The 25,426-nt window shown below is 53.8% G+C and carries 7 protein-coding genes; 2 read left to right on the forward strand and 5 right to left on the reverse strand.

Going from position 1 to position 25,426, the window contains the following annotated elements; all coding sequences use genetic code 11:
* Positions 1-28: 28 nt before the first annotated feature.
* Complete coding sequence (gene pelI, locus A8F97_RS02050; RefSeq protein WP_014700878.1) at positions 29-1,072, reverse strand: pectate lyase PelI; 1,044 nt, start codon at positions 1,070-1,072, stop codon at positions 29-31.
* Between the two features lie 567 nt (positions 1,073-1,639).
* On the opposite strand from pelI, the gene A8F97_RS02055 reads away from it, so the two are divergent.
* Positions 1,640-2,848 (forward strand): glycoside hydrolase family 28 protein, encoded by a 1,209-nt coding sequence (locus tag A8F97_RS02055; RefSeq protein ID WP_033071839.1) that lies wholly within the window; start codon positions 1,640-1,642, stop codon positions 2,846-2,848.
* A gap of 243 nt (positions 2,849-3,091) precedes the next feature.
* On the opposite strand, the gene A8F97_RS02060 is transcribed toward A8F97_RS02055, so the two are convergent.
* The 4 genes from A8F97_RS02060 to A8F97_RS02075 all read right to left on the reverse strand — a co-directional run bounded on the left by A8F97_RS02060 (position 3,092) and on the right by A8F97_RS02075 (position 22,949).
* Positions 3,092-4,261: an HlyD family type I secretion periplasmic adaptor subunit gene (locus A8F97_RS02060; protein ID WP_033071838.1), complete on the reverse strand. Its 1,170-nt coding sequence runs from the start codon at positions 4,259-4,261 to the stop codon at positions 3,092-3,094.
* Between the two features lie 11 nt (positions 4,262-4,272).
* Positions 4,273-6,411: a type I secretion system permease/ATPase gene (locus tag A8F97_RS02065; RefSeq protein WP_015730995.1), complete on the reverse strand. Its 2,139-nt coding sequence runs from the start codon at positions 6,409-6,411 to the stop codon at positions 4,273-4,275.
* 27 nt (positions 6,412-6,438) lie between these two features.
* Positions 6,439-7,866: a TolC family outer membrane protein gene (locus A8F97_RS02070; protein WP_082218639.1), complete on the reverse strand. Its 1,428-nt coding sequence runs from the start codon at positions 7,864-7,866 to the stop codon at positions 6,439-6,441.
* 485 nt (positions 7,867-8,351) lie between these two features.
* The gene (locus A8F97_RS02075; RefSeq protein WP_033071837.1) at positions 8,352-22,949 is read right to left on the reverse strand and encodes an Ig-like domain-containing protein; all 14,598 of its coding nucleotides are present in this window, start codon (positions 22,947-22,949) and stop codon (positions 8,352-8,354) included.
* A 760-nt stretch (positions 22,950-23,709) separates the two neighbouring features.
* Here A8F97_RS02075 and A8F97_RS02080 point away from each other — a divergent pair.
* The gene (locus A8F97_RS02080) at positions 23,710-25,356 is read left to right on the forward strand and encodes a multidrug ABC transporter permease/ATP-binding protein (RefSeq protein ID WP_014700870.1); all 1,647 of its coding nucleotides are present in this window, start codon (positions 23,710-23,712) and stop codon (positions 25,354-25,356) included.
* Positions 25,357-25,426: the final 70 nt, after the last annotated feature.

The following is a 25,426-nucleotide window of genomic DNA, read 5'->3' on the forward strand; positions in this document are numbered from 1 at the left end:
TCCAGAGGAGTGCGTTCTACTGGCTGAATTACAGGGCTTTTACGTTTGAACGGCTGACTTTGCAGTTCTTGCTATCCCAGAATTCACCATATTTCTCAGTCTTTCCTTTCCCTTTTTCGATGCCTTTAAACTCTTCACAGATTTTAGGGTTACCGGCTTTGTAGTTTTTAATACGCAGATCGCGGATTTCAGCGACATCTCCAAAGTTACGGTTTACGCCAGCGATGCTGTCGATGGTGCCGTTAACGGTTGCGCTGATGATGGTCAGGTTACGTGGGCCACCGTTGTTGGTGCAGTCACCGCAAGAGCGCCACAGTTTGCCGTGTTGGCCAGTCAGGGTGAAGTTGCCCTGTACGATAGTGTGGCTGTTTTTGGCATTCTGTTGCAGCACTTTGTCCGGCTTGCCGCCAGGGCCATTGGTGGTGTTATGGGCAACACCGCCGACGATGGTCATGGTTTTACCCAGGTTGGTTGCTGCATCTTCACAGACGTCTTCCCAGATCACGTTTTCGATACGGCAGTTGCCTGATTTACAGTGGATACCGTCAGAGCCGCCTTTTTCAGAGATACGCAGGTTCTTAATGGTGGCATTTTCCAGCGTGATAACCGGAGGCTGCTTATCACTGTCACCAGTACAACTTAGACCCAGAGTAATACCGCCGCAGTCGACGGTTTTATCTTTAATTACCGCGCCCGCTTTACACTCTGAACTGGCTGCTTTCAGCGGCGCTGCACGTAATGGCGCTGGTGCTGTTTGTGCTGCGTTAGACTTCTGGACGTTATTATTGCTGCTAACCGTATCCACCCAATACCAATAGTCCGATTTCGGATTGGCGGTTAAATCCGTAAAGGTTCTGTCGGTAGAATTGAGTTCTGCGATTTTTTCGCTGCCAGCCTGATTATTACTGGTGCTGCGATACACATCCTGGCGAACAACATTGCCTGCATCGGTAGACCAGCTTAAATAGGTGGCATTATCTTTTTTCAGCAGCATCAGCATGGTGTCATCAGCCTGAGCTTGAAAAGAAAAAGCAGCCGTACATAAAAATATCGGTGTTAAATACTTAAACATGTGTTTTTCCTTGTAAATTAAACGGATATTTTTTCTCTTTATTTAGACTAAATAAAGAGGGAGTCCTAGCGCATCGAGGGAAGTATATAACAGGGGATTTTGGATTAATAATAATTCAGGGGAAATATTGAGGTTAATCATATTATTTGATTTACCTTGTTATTATTTTTAATTTAATTTTATTTGTTGTTAATTATGTTTTGTTTAATTATTTATTTTTTAATTAATATCTATAGGGTTGTTAATGGAAATAATAAATGGATATCGAGAAGGGATGAAAATCTTACCACCTGTAGACTTCCGCGCGTGACGGGATTCGGTTTGTTTCCACGTTCTGTTGATGTTTCATTTAATTTTGTGGTGATAATTTAATCACGCATAAAGCCCAGTGCTTTTTTAATAAGTATTGAGGTTTTTTATGTAAATGGACTTTTATTAATCTACATATGTATGTGCGATAGTTTTGAGTTTCTATAAAAGCGTTTTATTTTTCTTATTAAGTTAAAGAAAGCGTAATTCCTTTTTAGTAACCGAAAAATTACGGACATTTATAAGGTGAGGTTTGACATGGAATATCAATCAGGCAAGCGCGTTTTATCATTATCACTGGGTCTTATCGGCTTGTTTAGCGCATCGGCATGGGCTTCTGACTCACGAACGGTGAGTGAACCGAAAACACCATCCTCTTGTACGACGCTTAAAGCGGACAGCAGCACGGCAACCAGTACGATTCAAAAAGCGCTGAATAATTGCGATCAAGGAAAAGCCGTAAGGTTGAGCGCAGGGAGTACCTCTGTCTTTCTGAGCGGTCCACTCTCTCTGCCTTCAGGTGTTAGCCTATTAATCGACAAAGGGGTGACCCTACGCGCTGTGAATAACGCCAAGTCTTTTGAGAATGCGCCTTCATCCTGTGGTGTGGTCGATAAAAATGGTAAAGGCTGTGATGCGTTTATTACTGCCGTGAGTACGACAAATAGCGGAATCTATGGGCCGGGCACGATTGATGGGCAGGGCGGCGTGAAGCTTCAGGATAAAAAGGTGAGCTGGTGGGAACTGGCTGCCGATGCCAAAGTGAAAAAGTTAAAACAGAATACTCCTCGGCTGATTCAGATTAATAAGAGTAAGAATTTTACGCTGTATAACGTTTCCTTAATCAATTCCCCGAACTTCCACGTCGTCTTTAGCGACGGTGATGGGTTTACCGCGTGGAAAACCACGATTAAAACACCGTCCACCGCCAGAAACACGGACGGTATCGATCCGATGTCGTCAAAAAATATCACTATTGCCTACAGCAATATTGCAACGGGCGACGATAACGTCGCGATCAAAGCGTATAAAGGTCGGGCGGAAACGCGCAATATCTCGATCCTCCATAACGATTTCGGTACTGGACATGGTATGTCGATCGGCAGTGAAACCATGGGCGTTTATAACGTCACGGTCGATGATTTGAAGATGAACGGCACGACCAACGGTTTGCGCATCAAAAGCGATAAATCGGCTGCCGGGGTGGTCAATGGTGTTCGATATAGTAATGTCGTGATGAAGAATGTCGCGAAACCGATCGTGATTGATACGGTATATGAGAAAAAGGAAGGGAGTAATGTCCCAGACTGGAGTGATATCACGTTTAAGGACGTGACGTCTGAAACCAAGGGAGTCGTGGTACTGAACGGTGAGAATGCTAAAAAACCGATAGAGGTGACGATGAAGAATGTCAAACTGACCAGCGACAGCACATGGCAAATCAAGAACGTTACCGTTAAGAAGTAGTTTGATTACTACGTTGTTTTGTCATGACAACGTTCAGAGCGTTGACAAATCTACTTACAGAACGAGAACGGTGGTAATGGGATAGAAGAGTAAAGCGTCCGCGCCAGGGATGGCGCGGCTCGAGCTTACAGGGAGGTACTTGCAGCGTCTTTACGATCTACCCATTATCACCGCTCGACTCACTTTGTCAGCAGTCGCAGCACCGTTATTTATAAAATGACAGCGTGCATTGAGTGTGCTGATTTAACGTTCTCGCAGTGCTTCATTGACCTTGTTCAGCGGTTTAACCAAATAGTCTAAGACGCTTTTCTGTCCCGTTCTTATCTCAACGCTGGCGACCATGCCGGGTACGATGGGGAATTTTTCACCGGCCTTGTTGGTCAGTTCCGCCTGCGTGGTACGCACATAGACCCGATAGTAAAACTGGTCGCGCCTGACTTCGTCCTGAAGGGTATCCGGCGACACGCTTTCGACTTCGCCGGTTAAATTACCGTAGATGGAAGAATCATAGGCGGTGATTTTTACCGTGGCGGGCAAACCCGGCCGAATATAGGCAATATCACGTGGGTTGATGCGTGTTTCAATCAGCAACTGATCTTCCAGCGGTACGATCTCCATCAGTTTACCACCCGGTTGCAGCACGCCGCCGACGGTCGTGACCTGAATGTCTTTCACAATTCCGCGCACCGGTGAGGTGATGGTAGCACGCTTGAGCTGATCGGCTTTCCCGCTGACCACTTCCCGCTGCGCTTCCAGATCGGCGTTGTTTTTAACCTGTTCTTCTCGCGCCCGCACCGCATACTGGTTGCTGGCTTCGTCGATTTTGCCGCGGATTTCGCTAATCTGGCGGCGTAACCGGATCACTTCGACGGTGCTGGCGGCCCCGCGCTGCACCAACGGCTCCGTCATGCGTAGCTCCTGCTCGACCAGTCGCATAGACTGTTGCAGGTTGGCGATCGTTTCATCGCGATTGCGCAGGCGTGATTCATAAAGCTGACGTTCACGTGCGGCCAGTGCAGGCTCCTTCATGGTTTCCGCGCTGAATTTTAGCGGTTCGCCGCTGAGTTCGGCGTACAGACGTTCAGCAGACGCTCGCAGCGTCTGTACGCGGGAGAACGCTTCGCCGTAGACGGACTGAAAGCGGTTGATGTCCAACTGTGCCAATACCTGCCCTTTCTCGACGACATTGCCCTGTTGCACGTACAACTGACCGATGATCCCGCCATCCAGGCTTTCAATCACCTGGGCGCGGGTCGAGGGCGTCACCTTGCCGGTCCCGACCGATACCTCATCCAGCACGGCGAATTTGGCCCAGACAAAAAAGACGACCAGCCCCAGCAGGCTGAGCCAGATAATGACGGATACGCGTCGACCCTGGCGTCTCAGGTCATCATGGATCGTGATGCTACTCATTATGCTTCCCCTTACGCCACGCTCTGTGCGGTCTCTGCTGGCTTGTTGATGGCCTTCAACATCTGGTCACGCGGGCCATCTGCCACGATGCGTCCGCCATCCATGACAATCACGCGGTCAACCAGCTTGAGCAGTGCCGGCCGATGCGTCACGAGGACCAGCGTGCGGCCCGTGAGCCAATTGCTTAATTGGTTAATAACGTGACCTTCCAACTGTTCGTCCATGGATGCGGTAGGCTCATCCAGCAGCACAATCTGAGGATGGCGTAACAGCATTCTGCTGAGCAGGATCATTTGCCGCTGCCCGCCGGATAAACCGCGCCCGCCTTCATGAATAATGCGATCCAGGCTGGCGGCATCCTGTTGGATCAGGCTGAGTGCGCCGCTAATGTGTAGCGCCTGCAACAGCTCTTGTTCAGTGGCATGCGGGTTGCCGAGCATCAGGTTTTGCCGCAGGCTACCGAAGAACAGGCGTGATTCCTGCGACAGGAAGCCCAATTGGCGGCGGACATCTACTGGATCGATCTGGCTGATATCCACGCCATCAATAATCACCTTGCCGCGCGTCGCGGTAGCCTGATTGGCAAGCAGCTTGAGCAGGGTGGATTTACCCGCACCGACCTTACCGAGCAGCGCCACTTTTTCGCCCGGTTTAATCTCCAGTTTGCCGATCTGCAAGGCGGTATCGCCCTGCTCGGGATCGTAACTGTACTGCACGTTGTGGAGTTGGAAGTGCCCTTGAAGGATCGGGCAGTGCGCCATTTTTCCATCTTCTGGCCGATCCAGCGGTTTTTGCAGCAAATCATCCAGCCCGGTCATGGCGGTTTTCGCGTGCTGCCAGCGGGAAAAGACCATCGTTAACTGCATGAGTGGGGCGATGGTGCGGGAAGAGAGCAGGCTACAGGCCACGAGCGTACCGGTGGTGATGTCGCCAGCCAGCACCAGATAGCTGCCGAACACCAGCATGCCGGCATAGGTTAACTGCTGGACGGTTGACGCCCAGCCGCTGAGCCGTGCTCCCCAAACGCGCTGTTTCATCCCGATGGAGGCGCTAACTTCGTGCGTCTGCTCCCACTGACGTTGAAAGTAAGGCTCCGCCTGTAACGCTTTGATGTCTTCGACCCCTTCAATCGACTCGACCAGTACCGCATTACGCAACGCGCTTTCGCGCATGCCTTCTTTAGCGAGTTTTGCCATCGGCCATTGCAGCATCAGGCCGGGGATCACAATCAGCGGGATCGCCAGCATAGGGATCAGCACCAGCGGCCCGCCGATCATCGCCATGATACCGAGAAACAGAAAGACGAACGGCATATCGGCGGCGGCACCGACGGTGGTTGAGGTCAGCAGTTCACGAACCTGATCGATTTCCCGCAGTTGCGAAATAAACGAGCCAGTGGACTTAGGCCGGGCCTCATTTTTTATCGCCAGCGCGCGAGCGAACAGCATCCCCGATACGTGCAAATCGATGCTCTTGCCCATCAAATCGGAGACGACGGTGCGCGACAAACGGATGGCATACTCTAATGCCGCAGCCAGCAGCACGCCGAAAAACAGTACCCACAGCGTGGGAATTGACTGTGCCGGGATCACGCGGTCATACACCTGCATGGAGAACAGAATCCCTGCCAGCGCGAGCACGTTACCCACAATAGATGCCAGAGAGATCTCTCCGATCTGTCGTTTTGCGCCGCGAAAATGTTGCCAGAACCAGTGCTTGCGGTACGGTTTGACAAAGTCATCGATTCGGGTATCGCGACCACGCTCTGCGATGCCGACTAGCACGATAATGCCCTGACTGTGTTTGATGAGTTCGGTCAGTTCGGCTTCACGCCGAAGGTCGCCGCCGTCATTCAGCCAGTAGGTCGCGGTTCCCTCGTCATTTAATGATTCGATGACGATCACACTACCGTCATCGGTTTCCGCCAGCACGGGTAGCATCTTATTGCGCCAGCGGATTTTCTCCGTGTGTCGCAGGCTGATGGTTACCCCCATCAGGTGGCTGATTTGTTCTAACTGCCGGGCAATGGGCTGCTGTTCGTACCAGCGCATCTGCTGGCGCACCGACTGGGTATCGACCACTTGCCCATAGTGGGCGGCGGCGCGTGCCATCGCCGTAATCCAGATCTCAGTTTTGGTTGCTTGTGTCATTCACATTCCTACCGATTCTTGCCTGTCTCACAGTGACGGTAACGTCTCGCCACTGGCTTGATAACGCTCAATACCCAGCATATCCAACAGGTTATCGACGGCAGCGGCATAGTTAACCGCCGCCTCCCAGCCGTCGTATAACGCACCGATACGTGAGGTTTCGGCCTGCAACACGTCTTGTTCGACGCTGAGCAGATCGTTCAGGCTGCGCTTGCTGAGTTTGTACTCATCCTGATAAACGTTGCGGGTGTAGGTCGCGCTGGTGATTTGCTGCTGGCTGGCTTTTTCACGCTGCTGCGCACCAATAAGGTCGGCATAGGCGGTTGAGGCTTTCTGGTTCATATCCAATTTTACCGCTTCAACTTCGGCCTGCGCCGCTTCACGCGTGCCTGACGCGGCATCAACGCGTGCACTGACAGCCCCGCCCTGATAAAGCGGAGCTTCCACAACCAGTTGCAACTGGTCATCCCAGTAATTACGCCGGTCGGTTTCATAGCGGGTACGGCCTGCCTGCACGGCAATGGTGGGCCAGTGCTGGGCTTCCGCCTGACGGATCCGCTGGCGCGAGGCCTCTTGTTTGGACTGCGCGCTTAACACCGCGTTACTTTGCTGGTAGGGGAGTGCTTTGAGCGTAATCTTTTGTTGCAGCAGCGCGCGGGGCAGATCGGGCAGGGCGGTGGGGATGACGCCAGTCAACACGCTGAGTTGTGCTAGTGAGGAACGCTCCAGCGCCCGGTATTGTTCCAGCGTTGCCTTCATGCCTGCAATACGGGTTTCTGCCTGCAAGATATCTGATTGCGTACTGAGACCAGCCTCGGAGCGGAGCGTAGCGATGTCTTTTACCTGACTGAGTGACGTGATATTGCGTTCTGCCGCCTGATTTAGTTCCTGATAGCGTTTGATTTTCAGGTAAGTGAGCAAGGTTTGCTGGCCGACCGTGGTCATGACGCCATAGAGTTGGTAGCGATAGGCATCTGACAGGCTGTGCTGCTCATCAATACTGCCGCCCGTCTTGCCAAAATCGTACAGGAGCTGTTTCAGCGTGATGCCCGCAGTGGAGTTGTTGCTCATCGTGCTGCTGGTATCACTTTGATCCGACCGGCCGACATTGCCGCTCAAACCGATTTGCGGAAACCAGGCGCTTTGCGCCACGCGCAGATCGGCTTCACCGACGCGAATTTGCGCCGAAGCCTGGGCGATTTGCGGGTTGCGTGCGAACGCACGAAGAATGGCTTGCTTGAGATCCAGGCTATCGACCTGTTGTTCTGTCGGCGCGGCAGACCAGTCAAATGCGACGGTCTGGGCGAGTAACGGTGAGCTATAGAAGGCTGCGAGGCTACCGCAGGCGAGTCCGAGCGCCAGCACATAACGCGGAGTGTGATGGCGTAATGTGTGAGTCAGAAAAGCGATATTGCGCAGAGAAAACGTCCCCCTGATAAAAAATGGTTTGTGCATCAATGGCCCCTGTTTTCATTACTGTCTGTTTTAGTTCCTTTAAAAGAGGGAGAGGGCGCGCTGGCAAAATGCATTAATACCCCTTCCACTTTCCCTCTTCGTCATATTTCTATGCTGCTGTTAAGGCTGTTTCGTGCGCGATAATGCCGCTATTTTTATGCTACCTCGTAGCACGCGCCCGACTCGGGACGGCTCAAACGCCGCTCGCCCCGAGACCCCAGGCTTTTGGCGGAAATTATGCCGCTGGCGCGGTTCCATCGGTGTTCATGAGCACGATTCGAGCCGTCAGTGACGCGTTTACTCGCCCCATAAATGGGGCTCGCCCTTCGGGCCAGCACAAGTGCTGTTCAAAAACGTCTCTGACGTTTTTGTCCTACGCGGCACTGACTTTCGCGGCATCCATGCCGCTCACTCGGTGCTCATGCCTACCGCTGCATAATTTTTACGCCGGGTAACAGTAAAACCTCATCATAAGAGGACTGTCGTTACACCATATTGACGAGCAGCCCTTGCTGCACCAGTACATCACCCAGATTGTTGGCACTGTCCAGCGATGAATGGTGGTAAACATCGAAGTGTTGGCCGTCAATATCGCGCTGGCCTACCGTGCTCCAGGCTCCTTCGCCTGGGATCAGATTCACCTTGCTGCCTTCGCCCCCAACGATCAGCAGATCGTCTTCTGGTCGGTCGGTGACATTCAGGGCGCGGTCGAGATCCAGCGTGATGCTGTTGGTGCCGTTTTGGCCTAAATCGAAGATCTCCACGTTGTCGATTTTCAGCCCCAGCGCGGTGAGATCCAGATTGAGTTCGTTGCCATCGAGAACCAGAGTATCGATGCCGTCACCCCCGTCGATATGGGTGAAATCGAGCGTCGAGAGGGTAATGAGGTCATCACCCTCGCTGCCTTCGATCTCTGCCCCCGTTTGCACGCTGCCGTCGGCCAGATTGATGACAACGCCACCGATGGCATACACGCTGTCCTCGATCTCGGTGCTGGCGTTATTATCAATGGGTTGCGTCTCGCTGAGCGTGGCCGCTGCCATTTTCGAGCTGACATGAAGGGGCTGTATATCGGTACTTTCCCCAGTATTGAGCTGTTCACTGGACAACGAAGCCACCTGAGCAAGGCTGCTATCGTCGGTATCCAGCGCCATCATGCTCATCAGCGGCAACCCAAGGACGATACCCGATGTCAAACCGGCAGAAACCCCAGTGAAATTACCCGCTTGATCGGTGACGGACGCTTCTACCGCCGTTCCCAACAGCGCGGTCAAAATCGCCCCCACGTTGAAAACGTTGATACCCAGCAGGGAACTGGTGAAATGCGCATTCCATTTGCCATCCGCACCGACTGTGCCCTGTAGCGTTTGGCCGAGCAGCGTGACGGTCACCTTGGTACCTTGTTGCACATAGCGTGATGTCCCGCTGACGGTGATACCGTTTGACAGCAGGCCAACGGTGTTGCCAATCAGCGATCCGACCGCATCAATCCCCAATAGCGGCAACTGGTGCGTTTTTACGATCACATTGCTGTTGGCGTTGTTGGTATTGCCATAGCGGTCAGTGACGGTGACACCCACGGTCAAATTGCCATCGGCAATGTTGAGCAGATTAGCGCTCGGTACGCTGATGCTCCAGGTGCCGTTACTGGCGACAGCCGCGCTGAGCACCAGCCCGCCTACGGTCAGTGTAACGCTACCGCCAGCCGCATTGGTCGTGGTTCCGCTGATGATCTGGTTGATGCCCGCTTCGGCCAGATTCAGGTAGCCGTCCCCACCAAACAGAGAGCCAAGGCTGACTGTTGGCAACGCGTGAACGCCCACGCCGACTGAAATCCCTGCGCTGGCACTTTTCCCTGCCGCGTTGGTCAACGACGCGCTGAGGGAGAGCGTACCGTCAGTCAGATTATTGAGATCGAGCGAAGGCAGGCTGACGGACCAACTGCCATTACTCTGTACCACGGCAGAATAGCTCTTGGTTCCCAACGAGATCTGAATGGTAGAACCTACCGCATTGGTACTGGTGCCGCTGATAACTTGACCCGCAGCGGCCTCGATCGCATTCAGTAGGCCGTCACCACCAAAGAGTGGATTGAGGGTCAGCGTTGGCTGAGCGTTAATTGCCACGTTTAATGCGCCCGTTCTCTCACCTATGTTACCCGCTGCATCCACCACTCGGACGCTAACGTTAGTTGCGCCATCGGTGAGGGCTTTCAGGTCGAGGCTTGGGATCGGCAGGCTCCAACTTCCGTTCGCGCCAATCGTCGTGGTGTAGCTTTTGCTGCCCAGCGTGACGTTGATCGCCGTACCGGCTGCTACATTGGCTGTCGTCCCACTGAGGGTTTGTGCGCTCAGCAGGCTGGAGAGATCCAGTATGCCGCCGTTGAACAACGGATTAAGGGTGATGGTTGGCGATAAGAGGGAGACATTGAGGCCAGCGCTGATGCCGTTGCTGTTGCCTGCCGGATCGGTCACCGTCGCACTGACGGTGAGGTTGCCGTTGGCCAGGCTGGACAGTTGCAATGGCGTGACGCTGGTGCTCCAGGTGCCATCATTACCAACGGTGGCGTTCAATGTCAGGGTGCCGATGCGTATTACCACTGACGATCCGGCGATAGCGTTGGTGGTAGTCCCGCTAATCGTTTGTGTCAGCGCAGCTTCCGCCGCATTGAGGAAGCCATCGCCACCAAACAGTGAACCCAGGCTAATCGTTGGCAGGTTTTTGGCAATAATATTGATGGCATTATTGACCGTGCCGATGTTACCGGAGGCATTGGTGACGGATACGCCAAGCGTGGTGTTGCCATCAGCCAGCGCACTCAGATCGGACGGTTGCAGCGTCAAGCTGAACGCGCCGCCTGCCCCGACGGTAGACAGGAAGGTTTTACTGCCAAGAGTCACGGTAACCTGCGATCCCACGGCTGCGTTGGTAACCACACCGCCGATCGTTTGCGCCACTAACGCTTCTGCCGCGTTGATGAAGCCATCGCCGCCAAATATCGGATTCAGCGTAATCACCGGCTGTGCGAAATCGAACTTGATACCCGCACCGGCATTGGCGCTATTGCCTACGCTATCTGTCGCGGTCGCGGTCACGGTGAAGTCACCGCTACCCAACCCTTGCAGCACACCCAGTACGCTTGGAGTGACGGCAACGCTCCATTTACCGTCTGTGCCAACGGTAGCCGTAGCGATTTGTGAACCCGCAATGCTCAGCGTAATGGTTCTGCCCGCCAGTCCGGTGGCGCTGCCGCTGAGAGGTTGATTGACCAACAGGTCGGGCAGGTTGAGCACGCTATCACCAAAGACCGGATTGAGTGTAATGCTCGGTAGATTTTTGATGATTGTTGGCACGTTAACGATCTGGCTGGCGGTATTACCCGCGTGGTCGGTGACCGCGATGCCCAGCGCTAAGGTGCCATCCTGCAAGGCTTGCAAAGCAAGGGCGGGAACAGACAGGCTCCAGACACCGCCAGCGCCGACGGTAATACCGGCATAAATCGTGTTACCCAGCGTCACGGTGACACTCGCGCCCGCCGCGATATTCACATTGCTGACCACGCCGCTGATGATTTGGCTGGTCGTGACGTCCGCCGCATTCAATGCGCCATCCGTGAAGGCCAAAACAGAATCAATGACCGGCAGGGATTTCAGTACGTCAACGTTGACCAGTTGATTTTTCACGTTACCGTGTGAATCGATGATATCGACGTTAACCTGTAACAGCCCGTTATTTAACCCGTTGAATAATGTCGAAGGAAGCGAAACGCTCCAGGCACCGTTGGCACCCACGGTGCCTTCCACCGTGGTGCCCAGCACGGTGACCTGGACTTTCGCGCCCAGCGTGTCCCCCGTTGCGTTACCGCTGATGACCTGCGTCACCAGCGATTCGGCCAGGTTGAGGATGCCATCATTACCGAAGATATCGTTAATACCGGCGCCGAGCGTTTTATTGAGTGCAACGTCCAGCGTGGCATCAACGTGTGTGGTGTTGCCGGAGGCATCGGTCAGCGTTACGCCGATGACCTGTACCCCGTCTGCCAGGCTTTGCAAATCGACAGACAACACGGGGATGGTCCAGGTTCCATTAGGGCCGACGGTGGTTGTGCCCGTTAGGGGGCCTGCGGTGAGCGTCACGGTGGCACCTATTTCACCCGTCCCGGTAATCGCCCCGCCAGCCAGCGCCTCAGCCAGCGTCAGAATATTGTCATCGAACAGCGTGACGCTGAGTAGCGGAATGGCGGTATCGACGGTAACGACCTGCGTATCCGTTGTGGCATTTCCCGCTTTATCGGTGAGTGTTGCCGTAATGGTGTGGCTGCCGTCGGCTAGCAGTGCCAGATCGGCGGCTGGCACATTAACCGTCCAGTTTCCTGTCACGGAAACCTGTGCGCTGTAGGTTTCCCCATTCAGGCTAATCGAGACAATTTGCCCGGCATCTTCCAGTGATGCTGTACCGGTAATCGCCTGTGCCGTGCTCATGTCCGTGGCGTTGAGCACGTTGTCCGACGCAAAGGTGAGGATGTCCAGTGTAGGGGCTACCGTATCGACCAGTACCGTTTTGGTGCTGGTTATTGTCGGGACTGCCGTCACTCTTGCCGTGACACTAGTATCACCGTTTGTTGTGAAGTAAGTACTGGCGGAAATGGTGATTTCCCATACGCCACTGGCATTGGCGGTGGTGAAGAGCGGGACTCCCCCAATTAACACGGTTATTGGGGTCATGGGCGGAAGACTAGTAACTCGCCCAGATAGGGTGACATTACCGTTTATCTCAGCCGCGTTGATAATATCGTCACCTGCGATGGGGTCGATCACCATCGTCATTGAAGGTTGCGTCAAGTTGACATCGAATCCTACACTGGCTTGCACTGCTGGATTGCCCGCTTTATCTGTCGCATCGGCGGTGATGATGTACTGCATATTCGCCAGAACTTGTAGCGCGGCAGAAGGGATGTTCACGCTCCAGGTGCCGTCTGCGAGAATTTTTGCCGTATAATCGACGTTATTCAACCAGATGGTCACGTTTTGTCCCACTTCTAATCCAGTGGATGTCCCGCTGACCGTCTGTGTGGTGTGACTTTCCGCGTAGTCGAGGCCATCCGGTCCAGCAAATGCGTTAATTGTAAGTGTGGGGGCGGTTTGTACTGCGAGGATCGCCTGAGAGTTTAATGTCCCAGTGTTGCCTACGCTATCTGTTGCCGTAATGCTGATAGTGTGCGTACCGTCGGCAAGATCGGCAAGCTGAGCTGTCGTCAGCTCTGCGGTCCATGTTTCTCCACTCCGCTGTACGACAAGCGGTTGCCCTCCAAATGTGACGTTCACGCTCACTGCGTCACCTGCACTACCACTTAACGTTCTGCCCGCCAGCGTTGCAGCTTCAGCGATACTCAGATAACCATCGCCAAACGGCGTATTGAGTGTAATGGCCGGTGGAGTGAAATCGCTGGTAAAGGTTATGGGGGTGGAGCCTGTGTTGCCAGCGGCATCGACGGCCGTTACCGTGATGGTGTGCTGACCATCAACCAGTGAGTTCAACGCATTCGGTGGCAGCGTAACGGACCAGTTGCCATTGATATCCGTTTCTGCGGCGTAGCGAATGCCGTTGAGGTCGATCTCCAGTTTTACCCCTTGTCCACTGCCGCTAACCTGCGTGCGGCCGGAGAAGAACAGCGTTGATGCGGCTTCGGCGCTATTCAGGGTGCTATCTATGCCAAACGGCTGCACCTCCACAATCGGGGAAGGCAGAGTTAATGCCGCACTGATATCGCGTGGGGTGCTGGTATTCGTATTGCCTACCCGGTCGGTGACGGTGACGGCAAGGCTGTAATTGCCTTCGGTGAAGATGGCTAAATCAGCAGGGGACAGATCTCTGGACCAACTGCCGAGCCCGTCAGCGGTGGCGGTAAAGGTGGTTTCTGCCAGCGTGGTTTTATTGATTAGCGTGATGATCACATTCTGACCCACGCCGGTAATACCGGTTTTACCCGTTAAGCTCTGGATAGTCAGAATTTCGGTGGCGTTAAGAATGCCATCGCCAAAAGGCAGGTTCAGCGTTGCCGCAGGCAGCGTGGTTGTCAGAATATCTGCCGTGGCTGATGCAGAACTGGTGTTGCCTACCGCATCAGTGACGGTGACCGAGAAGGTGGCTGTGCCATCCGGCATGTTGATCAGTGTGGCGCTATCTAGCGACAGCGACCAACTGCCATCGGCATTCACGGTAGCCTGGGTGCTGGTGCCGTTAATACTGACCGACACGGTTTGCCCCACGTTGCTGGTGAGCCCCGTTTGCCCGGATAGTGTCCCGCCCGGCAGCGCATCAGCCAGACTCAGTTTGCCATCGCCGAACGGAGTATCCAGCGTTGCGACAGGCACGCCCACAATCACGCTGGTGAACGTCTTGCTGCCTATTCCCGTATTGCCGGCGTGGTCAGTCACGGTCACGGTGATAGTGTGTGTACCATCGCCGAGAGCAGATAAATCGGCCGCTGGCAGCGTCACACTCCATTGACCATTTGCCGCCACGGTGGCGTTGTAGGTGGTGGTTATCGTGCCGTTGGTGAGCGAGATGGAGACGCTTTGGCCTGGATCGGTGAGCCCCGAGCTCCCCGTCAGCAGTTGATCGGCCGTGCTTTCCGCCTGATTTAACGCACCGTCAATAAACGGCGTGTTGATACTGATGGCGAAATTGGTGTGGATTACGACATCCAGCGTGCCGCTCGCGCTACCCGTATTGCCTGCGCTGTCTGTGACCGTCACGCTGACCTGCACGTTGCCATCTGCCAGTATGCTAAGTGCATTGGCGGGGATGGTGGCGCTCCACAGTCCGCCCGCCAGCGTCACGCCCGTCACGGTGTAAGCGCCTATCGTGACCTGAATCGCCGTTCCGACGGGCAGATTGGTATAACTGCCGCCGATGGTCGTCGCCGTCGCCAGCTCCGAGGTAGTGAGGACATTGTTGTCATAGAGCGAATTCAGCGTCAGCGTAGGCAGCGACTGCGTTTTCAACGTGATATCAATGCTGGTGGCGCTGGCATTTCCCGCGCCATCGGTCACGCTGGCCGCCAGCGTTTTTACGCCGTCACCCAGCGCCAGTAGGTCGTTCGCCGCAATGGCGATTTGCCAGACACCGTTGTTGTCGGCAACAGCGCTGTAGACGGCGGTACCGACTTTTATGGTGACTTGAAGACCAGCTTCGGCCTTGCCGCTCAGCGGTAATCCGGCCAGCGCGTCCGCCAGACCGATATCGCTGGTATCAACCAGCATGTCGATGGACAGCAGCGGTGGAACGGTATCGACCGTAAAGGGATGAGTCGTTGTGGCTGGGTTCTGTGCGATGTCACTGACCGTCGCGGTCACATTCTGGCTGCCCTGTGGCAGGTTTTGCACATCGCTGGTGGGAACGGTAGTGCTCCAATTGCCATCTGCACCAACGGTAGCCAGATAGGTTTTGCTATTCAACATCACCGTGACACGTTGTCCTGTCTGAACGTTAGTGGTGGAACCGGAAATCAGTAGATCGAATTGGCTACTCTGTGCACTGATAATGTCGCCGCCCGACAGCGTCGCAATGGCAACGCTTGGCAGGTTGGCGGCATCGGTGATGACGGTGATAAAGTGGGTCGCTGAACCGGGGTTGCCGCTCACGTCTGTCACGCTGGCGCTCACGGTTTGCTTGCCGTCAGGCACATTACCGACATCCGTGGCAGAAACCTGTACGCTCCAACTGCCGTTTGCACCCACGGTGGCAAAGTAGGTTTGGTTGTTGAAGGTAATGGTGACCTGTTGGCCCTGTTCCACATTCTGGCTGCTGCCAGCGATGGTCAACGGCTGGCCCGATTCGGTCAGATTGAGGTAATCATCGGTTGATAGCGTGGCTATCGTCAGGAGCGGTGCTTTGGCCGGATCGGTATCCAGCGTAATCGAATGGCTGACGGTGCCGGTATTGCCCGCCGCATCGGTCAACGTGGCGGTGATGGCCGTAATACCGTTTGGCATGTTTTGCAAATCGCCTGCGGATACGGTGACGCTCCAGGTGCCATCGGCCTGTGCCAGTCCCTGATAGATCTGCCCGTTGATGGTCACATTGACAATGATAGGGCGACCGCTGTCGTTGACCGGTGATGTACCCGTGATTTCCAGCGGCAGCAGGCTTTCCGCGATGTTGATGATATCGTCGATGCCAATGGGGTTGATAGTCAGCACCGGAGGGGTCAGGTCAACGGATGCGCTGCCTTGAACGGTGGAGGTATTGCCTGCCGCATCGCTGACGGTAACGGAAATATTGAGTATGCCGTCTGTCAGCCCAGTCAGAGCAGACGATGGCAGTTGAAGGCTCCAGTTACCGTTGCCGTCAACCGTACCTGAATAGACCGTGGCGCCAATGGTAATGCTGACGGTTTGCCCGGCTCCGTGCAGGCCCGTGGTGCCGGAAAGCGTCTGTCCTGCCTGTGCATCACTGAGGTTCAGGTAGCCGTTGCTGAAGGGTATATTCAGCGACGCCACTGGTGGGTTATTGATGCTGACGCCCAACTGCTGCGAACCTGACAGGGCGTTGCCGGCCTGATCGACTGCCGTGACATGGACGGTGATGACACCATCACCTAACGCTTGCAGGTCGCCTGACTGAATCGCTGCGCTCCAGGTGCCGTCTGGTTGCACCTGAGCGAGGTAGGTTTTCCCGTTGAGGATGACGTTGATAGTCGCACCCGGAGCTACGTTGACGGCGCTACCGTTAATCGTAATACCGTTTGTGGCCTCCAGCACATTTAGCTGGTTATCCCCGGTGATTGGCGCAATAGACAGCCCACTTGCATTAGTATTAATCGTGACGATACTGCTGGATGTGGCGGTATTGCCGGAGACATCACTCACGCTAACGGCAATCGTCTGGCTGCCATTAACCAGCAACGCCATATCAGTATCCGAGATCGTGGTGCTCCAGTTCCCGTTCGACAGAACCTGCGCGGTATACGCTTTGCCATTGAGGCTAATCGTCACCGTCTGGCCTTGCTCAACATTTCTACTGGTGCCGCTGAGTACTTGACTGATTCGTGCTTCTGCTCCGTCAATAATGTTGTTGCCGGCGAAAGTACCAATCGTGATGACAGGGGCGTTGAGCGGGCTGGCATCGACGCCAACCGTCTGTGTTGTCGTGGCTGTATTACCCGCCGCATCGGTCAGACGCGTCACGATGCTGTAATTGCCATCGGACAAGGTGCTCAGATCGGCTGACGGAATACTCATACTCCAGGTGCCGTCATTACCGACGGTGCCGCTGTAGGTTTTTCCGTTCAGCGTTGCCGTCACGGTTTGCCCCGCGCTGGATAGCGAGGCGGTGCCGGTTAGCAACTGATTGCTCAGTACCTCGGTGCTATTCAGAATGTTGTCGGTAGCAAAACTGGCTGTCGTCAATGTAGGCGGTGTTAGGGCCACGGTAACATTGCTGGTTAAGGTACTGCTGTTCCCCGCCGCATCGCTCACATTAACCTGCAAGGCCGTGGTGCCGTTCGGCAGATTTTGCAGGCCGTCCACAGGCAGAGAAATCGCCCAGTTACCTGCTGTATCGACGATCCCTGTATAAGTCACGCCGCCGAGTGTGGCGGTGATCGTTTGCCCTGGTGAGGCGATACCGGTTGTTCCGCTGAGCGTCTGGATAACACCCGCTTCTGCGGCATTGAGTATGCCGTCGCTGAAAGGGGTGTTCAGCGTTAGCGATGGGGTGCTGTGGGTGAAAACATCCACGGTGCGACTGCCGCTCAATGCATTCCCCGCACTGTCTACCGTAGTGACTGTCAAGGTTGATGGACCATCGGCCAGCACTCGGACATCTGTCGAAGAGACGGTAATGCTCCAGGCTCCGTCCGGCAGAATGACACCGGCGTAGCTTTTCCCGTTCAGCATGATCGTGACAGTAGTGCCTGCCGCTACGTTCTGGCTGCTGCCGTTGATGATCAGGTCTTGTGCCGCTTCGGTTTGATTCAGTTTGTCATCACCCGCAATGGTATCAATCGCGATACCGCTCAGCGAGGTGTTCACCGTAACCGTCTGGCTGAGCGTTGCCGGGTTACCGCTGAGATCGTTGACGCCAATCGTGACGGTATGGGGCCCCTGCGCCAGATGAAGGAGATCGACAGAGGGCACACTGACGCGCCATTGACCGTTACTGTCAATCGTTGTGGTGTAGGTATTGTCGCCGAGCGTCACGGTAACGCGCTGGCCAGCTTCGACATTCAGGCTGCTGCCGCTGATGATTTGTGCGACGTTGATTTCACCGCCATCAATGATGTTATTGAGCGCGATGGCGTTGACGGTGAGTTGAGGCTGGTTGGCAGGGCTGGCATCCAGCGTTAGCGATCCTGTGCTAGTGGTGCTATTGCCTGATACGCCCGTCAATGTTGCCGTAATGAGGTGATTACCATCGGCCAAAGCCTGAAGGTCGGTGGCGGGAATAGTGGTGCTCCAGCTACCGTCGATCTGAATCTGCGCCAGGTAATTTTTATTGTTGACGGTGACAATGACGGTGCGTCCGGCATCTGCTTGTAGTGCATGACCGGAGAGCACCTGGTCGTTCAAACTTTCGGCCGCGTTGATGATGCCGTCGCTGGTCAGGGGTTTTAGCGTCAGAAGAGGACTAACCATATCGATGGTGACATCACGGGTGTTCTCTATGCTGTTGCCTGCGGTGTCAGTCGCTTCTACGCGGATGGTCTGCACGCCGGTTAGCAGAGATTGCAGATCGGCGGCGGGAAGTGCTGCACTCCAGTTACCCTGATTATCCACCGTTGCCGTATAGGTTTTGCCGTTCAACGTTACAGTAACGCTTTGGTCTCCTCCGCTGATCCCGGTTTTCCCGGTCAAGTTCTGCCCGCTGGCTGATTCGATGATGTTGAGTATTCCGTCACCGAAAGGCTGATCGATGGTAGGTTGCGGCAGGTTATTAATATGGACATCAATAGTGCGGCTGGCTGTTACAGGAATATCGTTAGGGTTGGCGACGCTGGCGCTAATGGTCGCCGTGCCATCCGGTAAGGCAAGCAAATCACTGCTGCCGATTGTGACGCTCCAACTGCCGTTCGCGGCAATCGTACCTATATACGTCTTGCCATTGAGCGTAACGGTAACGCTTTCTCCCGTGGTGACGTTGACTGTCGAACCCGAAATGGTCAGCGGTTGTGATGCTTCCAGGCGATTGAGTTGATTATCAAGCGCGACAATGCTGATGGAGATGCTGTCATTGTTAATATCCACATCGGACCAGGTTTCATGGCTCCCTTCATTACCCGCCATATCCGTAACCTGTGCCGATATTAATACCGTCCCCTCGCTAAGTTCTGCCATATGTTCAGACGGAATTTCCACACTCCAGTTTCCGCCGCTTTGGATGGTGGCGAAGTAGATCTTTTTGTTGAGCGTGATAGTTGCGACCTGACCCGTTTCCACATTCGAGCTAGAACCTGTTAGCCACTGGCTGACTTTGAGATCTGCCGCACTGATGACGTTATTCTCATCAACAAACGCGTTAACGAAGATCGTTGGCTGGAATGCAGGATCCGCACTGAGCGCAATGGACTTCTCGACGCTAGTGGTATTCCCGACCGCATCGGTTAGCGAAGCGGATAGCGTGTAACTGCCATCGGCCATGCCGCGCAGGGCCGCGGTAGGTAAATTGATGCTCCAGTTGCCATTGCTGCCAACAATACCGGTATAAAACTGTCCATCGAAAGCGATAACGACAGTGCGACCGGCTTCACTCACTGACGCGGTACCGTTGACTGCCTGATTGATTTGTGACTCCACCAGATTAATGGTGTCATCGCCTGCAATCGTTCCGATAGTCAGGGTCGGAGCGGTAAAATCGGTATGGCTGACAAACGTATGGCCTGCCTGATTGCCTGCGGCATCCTGGGCGGTGACTAACAGCGTATTGTCGCCTTCTGGCAACTGCTGGAGATCGGCCGCAGGCACGGTGACTTTCCAGTGGCCTGCCGTATCAACCGTCCCCGTGTAAGATTTTCCGCCAAGGGACAGGGTGATGCTTTGCCCCGCGCCGCTGATGCCGGTGTGGCCGGTAATCGTCTGGCTGACCAGCACCTCTGCGCCGTTCAGTGAACCATTGCCGAATGGGGTATCAATTATCGGCTGTGGCAGAGTATGAATATGCACGCCGAGCGTCTGCGTATCTGTGGCGGCACCACCTGCTACACTGACGCTGGCGCTGACGGTAGCATTACCATCAGACAGAAGTTGGAGATCGGCGCTGGGGATTTGCAGCGTCCAACTGCCGTCAACGGCAATAGTGGTGGTATAATTTTTCCCATTCAGCGTAACGGTAACCGTTTGACCCGCAGGGACATTGGCCGTATTACCGCCGATCGCCAGCGGCTGGAGTGATTCTGCCCGATTCAATAGGTTATCGTTGGCGATGATGTTGATGGCAATGCTGTCGCCAGACTTATCGACGCTAATATCACGGCTTCCAGTCGCTGTGTTGCCCACCTTGTTACTCACATTAACGCTAATACTGTGCGCACCGTCCGTCAGCAGGGCGATATCCGCAGTGGGAACCGCTATGCTCCACGTCCCACCGGATTGCACGGTAGCAAGATAGGTTTTGCCATTCAGCGTGATGGTGACAATTTGCCCCGCTTCAACGTTGGCCGTTGTTCCGCTTAATTGCTGGCTAACCTTTGCCTCTGCACCATCAACAATATTATCTCCCGCGACGTTATTAATGGTAATCGCGGGGGGCGTTGCTACGCCACTGTCAATCGTCAATGGGTGCGTGACCGTGGTGGTGTTGTCAGCGGCGTCCGTCAGCGTAACGGTCAGATTCTGGTTGCCATCTGCGATAGCCACCAGATCGGCCGTTGGCAGGGTGATGCTCCAGTTTCCGTCGCTGCCGACGGTGGTGGTGTAGGATTTGGCATTCAGCGTCACGGTAACCGTGCGACCAGCTTCGCTGAGTGATGCTGTTCCGCTGACGATCTGATCGACCACCAGCTCCATGCCGTTGAGGATGTTGTCCTGAGCGATGGCGGAGACTGTGAGCGTCGGCGGCGTTGTATCCACGCTGATATTCTGTGTCGCTGTTGTTTCGTTGCCAGCGATATCGCGAACCACAATCTCCAGCACACTGACGTTATCCGATGGCAAGTTTTGCAGCACGTCTTTAGGTATCGTGACCGTCCAATGCCCGTTGGTATCTACCGTTCCGGTAACGTAATATCCTCCGATCGTCAGGCTGACGGTCTGGCCTCGGCCGCTGATCCCGGTTTCCCCACTGATGACCTGATCCTGCGCCGCTTCGGCTCCGTTTAATACGCCGTCGGTGAAAGGTGGTGTCAGCGTGATGGAAGGAAGGGTATTGATGTGTACATCCAGCGTGTGGTCGACGGTGACGGTTTCCCCGCTGATCCCTTTTACGCTAGCAGTAACGGTCTTGCTGCCATCGGTCAGAACAAGCAGATCGGCGCTAGGGATGTCCACCGACCATTTGCCGTCAGCCCCTGTTGTTGCGGTGTAGGACTTTCCATTCAGTGTGACGGTGACGATTTCTCCTGCGGCAACGTTGGCAGTGGTGCCATCAATCGTTAGCGGCTGTCCTGCTTCCACGGCATTCAGGCGATTATCAAATGAGATGATACTAATGTTGACCGCTTCGGCGTTGGTATCCACGGTGATGACTTGCGGAGGTAGCGTAGTGGTGTTGCCCGCTTTATCCGTTAATGATGCCACCAGATTGTAAGTACCGTTAGTCAGCGCCTGAATATCGCCGGAAGGGATGAAAACGTTCCATGTGCCGTCGCTCTCTACGGTGGTGGTATAGGTGACGCCGTTGAATGTTACGGTCACGGTCTGACCGACATCCGCTATCGACGCCGTACCGGAGATGAATTGTGAGGATTGCAGTTCATCAGCGGTAACCAGATTGTTTCCGGTAAACGGTGACAGAGAGAGTTCCGGCGGCGTGGTGTCAACAATAATGGTGCGGTTGACCACGGTGATATTGCCAGCATCATCGCTAACCGTAAACGATAGCACGTGTTCACCTTCAGTCAGCGCCCGTAGATCTGCGGCAGGAACGGTTAGCGTCCAGTCGCCGGCTGCATTAACAAGGGTGGTATAGGTTTTGCCATTCAGCGTGATGGTGACGCGCTCCCCCGCTTCGCCCGTGCCGTTGAGCACCTGACCGTTTGCCAACTCCCCAACGGTGAGGTAATTATCACCGGTAAATTTATCAACGGTTAAATGCGGCGGTAGGGTATCAATGGTGAGATCGAGGGTTTTCTCGTGAACGACGCCGTCCGTACCCTGCACGCTCACTTTTAATGTATAAATGTTGTCTTCCAGCCCGGTAAAGGCATCGGCTGGCAGGGTAAAGCGCCAACTGCCATCGGCCGCAACGGTGGTGGTATAAATTACCCCGTTCAGGGTGATCGCGACCGTCTGCCCTTCGCTGACGCCGTTTGTGCTTCCACTGAGAGTGTGGGATTGACCTATCTCCCCACGATTTAAAATATTATCCCCAGCGAAGGTATTAATGGTTAAAGGCGCTGGGGGAGGGGGCGCTGCGGGATTGTTGTCATCGTTCGACGACGCGGCAACGATGGCGGCTCCGCCGATGGCGACAGCACCCAGAATACCGCCCAGCGTTGCTGCAGAAATTGTACTGGCGGTGGTGCTGCCAATTAGTAGCGATGCCATGTCGCCCAACGTGGCGTATTCTGGCGTAAGGGCAATGGCCTCTCCTGCTAGCGCTGCGCCTTCTGCGCCTGCCGCACCGGGGAACTGCACGTGGATGAGTTGAGTGCCATCATCAAAAATTAACTCACTGTGATAGCCCGCGTCGTCCAGGGTGAAGAAGCTTTCATAGCGGGTGGTTGTGCCGTCTTTCATGTGCAAGATAAGATCGTCGCCGACACGCTCGTAGCGAGCCACCATGTTTGGTGTGCCAGAGATCCTTACAGTGCTACTTTCCAGCAGTTCGACATGTGTTGCCCCCTGAGGGACGGTACTGATGAACTGACCATCATGACGCGACAGGATATTTGCATTTCCCGCAATAATATTCATTTCTGACATGAAATAGCCTCTTACTTATCTGCAACCATTGTCTGGATACATCCTCCGGCAGAACGGTGCTGCAGCGGGGGACGTATAGGTATATACGCAACCTAATAGGGAGCGCAAAAGCAGACCTGGTTTATAAAAAGTAAAGCATGGCTAAATTAAATAGTGCGTCAGCCCCTTTCCATGGAGAGTTTTTACGGCATAGGATTTATCCGATTCTTGATATTTATAGGTGTGACCTAACTAAAAATCCAATTTTTTTGAAATGTTTTGAAAATAAAAAATCCATAGCAAAATTCTTGCTTAATAAGCAATTTTTACTGGTTTGTTTTTTTATTTAATTATTATATTGCTAATTATAATGGCGAATTACCATCTCTATTATGTTTGTCATAGTCTTGTGCTGTGTTCTTTTTACAGGTCAGGGGGAGGGTGCTGGTTTTTTTGCCGCAGTAACTGTGTTTTTAATGAGGTTAATTGTATCAATTTGTTTCTTTTGTTTTTGGTGGTGTGCTGCCAGTGTTAACGACGTTTGTCGTAAGATGTGATGATGATAAGAGGTGATTATTTATTATTGTTTTTAATGTTTTTATTTTCAGTCCATTATTTCTAAAGCACTCTTTCTAAGACACTGACTGACGGTCGCATTTGTAGATTTTGGAACGTTCAACATTGAAGTGAGGCTGGATATGAGAATTATTCTTGATATCACGGTCATCCCCATTACACTGCGGACAATCGTAATCGTTTTCATTATAGAGATTAGGTTGTTATGGAGTTGCTCCGCATTGTTTACCAACAATACCGTTGGCCATTTCTTGCCGTTATCGTTTTAAGTTTACTGAGTGCCGCGTTGGGGATTGGGCTGATTGCCTTTATCAATCTGCAATTGATTGAAACGGTCAATCAGTCATTGAGCGTATTGCCACAATTTCTGGGGTTGCTGCTGCTTTTGATGGGCGTAACGCTGGTATCTCAACTGGCGTTGACCACGCTCGGGCACCATTTTGTTTATCGCCTGCGCGGGCAATTTATCAAGCGCATTCTGGACACCAATATTGCGCGTATTGAGCAGATTGGTAGTGCGCAACTGCTTGCCAGCCTGTCCAGTGATATCCGCAATATCACGATTGCGTTTGTGCGGCTGCCGGAGCTGATTCAGGGCATCGTGCTTACCCTCGGTTCAGCGGCTTATTTGGCGTGGCTCTCTCCTAAGATGCTGGTGGTCACGTCCATCTGGATTATGGTGACCCTCTGGGGTGGGTTTATGCTGGTTTCCCGTGTGTATCGTCATATTGCCCGGGTTAGGGAAGCGGAAGATCGCCTCCAGAAAGATTACGAAACCGTGATTAACGGGCGTAAGGAGCTGGCGCTCAATCGGGAACGGGCGCAGAAACTGTATGAAGAGGTTTATCAGGCCAATGCGCAGGATTACCGACAGAATGTCATTCGTGCCGACACTTTCCATCTTAGCGCGGTGAACTGGTCGAACATTATGATGCTGGGCGCGATTGGCGCAGTTTTTTTCATGGCAAACAATCTCGGTTGGGCAGATACCAATGTTGCAGCAACATATTCACTCACGCTGCTTTTTTTACGGACGCCGATGCTACAGGCCGTTGGCGCACTGCCGACGCTGTTGAGTGCGCAAGTCGCGTTTAATAAGTTGAAATGTCTCGATCTGGCGGGCTATCAGGACGCTTTTTCCTCGGCGATGGCCCCTGCTGACTGGCACACGCTGGAATTACGTGATGTGGTATTTCGCTATGACGATTCCAAATTTGAAATTGGGCCAATCAATCTGGTGATAACGCGTGGCGAACTGGTGTTTCTGATTGGCGGTAACGGGAGCGGGAAATCGACGCTGGCAATGCTGCTCACGGGGCTTTACACCCCGGTTTCCGGTACGTTATTGCTTGATAACCACCCTGTTACGGCGGAAACACGGGGGGATTATCAAAAGCTATTTTCTGCCATTTTTACCGATTTCCATCTGTTCGGACAGATGATGGGGTCGCAGGGAACGGAGCCGGATACCGCGTTGGTTGATGAATGGCTGGATCGCTTGAATATGCGGCATAAATTGACGCTGGAGAATCATCGGGTAATGAATTTACAGCTCTCACAGGGACAGCGTAAGCGCGTAGCACTACTACTGGCCGTTGCCGAACAGCGGGACATCCTACTGTTGGATGAATGGGCTGCCGATCAGGATCCGCAATTCCGTCGTGTGTTCTATCTTGAGCTGTTACCACAGTTGCGTGCATTGGGGAAAACGATTGTGGCGATTAGCCATGACGATCACTACTTTGAACATGCCGATCGCTTACTCGAAATGCATCAGGGTACGCTGTCAGAACTGACGGGTGCAGCGCGTGAACAGGCCTCGCAGGATGCCGTCGCGCAGATTAGCCGGTAGCACAAATCGGTGAGTCCGAGCATTGCGCTGTGAGTCACGACACACTGTTAACGTGAAGTCTGACAGGCAT

The organism is Pectobacterium parmentieri (assembly GCF_001742145.1).
GTDB lineage: Bacteria > Pseudomonadota > Gammaproteobacteria > Enterobacterales > Enterobacteriaceae > Pectobacterium > Pectobacterium parmentieri.

Bases quoted from the DNA above. Each gene is read 5' to 3' on its own strand.
- pelI (WP_014700878.1), bottom strand. From the start codon at position 1,072: ATGTTTAAGTATTTAACACCGATATTTTTATGTACGGCTGCTTTTTCT.
- A8F97_RS02055 (WP_033071839.1), top strand. From the start codon at position 1,640: ATGGAATATCAATCAGGCAAGCGCGTTTTATCATTATCACTGGGTCTT.
- A8F97_RS02060 (WP_033071838.1), bottom strand. From the start codon at position 4,261: ATGAGTAGCATCACGATCCATGATGACCTGAGACGCCAGGGTCGACGC.
- A8F97_RS02065 (WP_015730995.1), bottom strand. From the start codon at position 6,411: ATGACACAAGCAACCAAAACTGAGATCTGGATTACGGCGATGGCACGC.
- A8F97_RS02070 (WP_082218639.1), bottom strand. From the start codon at position 7,866: ATGCACAAACCATTTTTTATCAGGGGGACGTTTTCTCTGCGCAATATC.
- A8F97_RS02075 (WP_033071837.1), bottom strand. From the start codon at position 22,949: ATGTCAGAAATGAATATTATTGCGGGAAATGCAAATATCCTGTCGCGT.
- A8F97_RS02080 (WP_014700870.1), top strand. From the start codon at position 23,710: ATGGAGTTGCTCCGCATTGTTTACCAACAATACCGTTGGCCATTTCTT.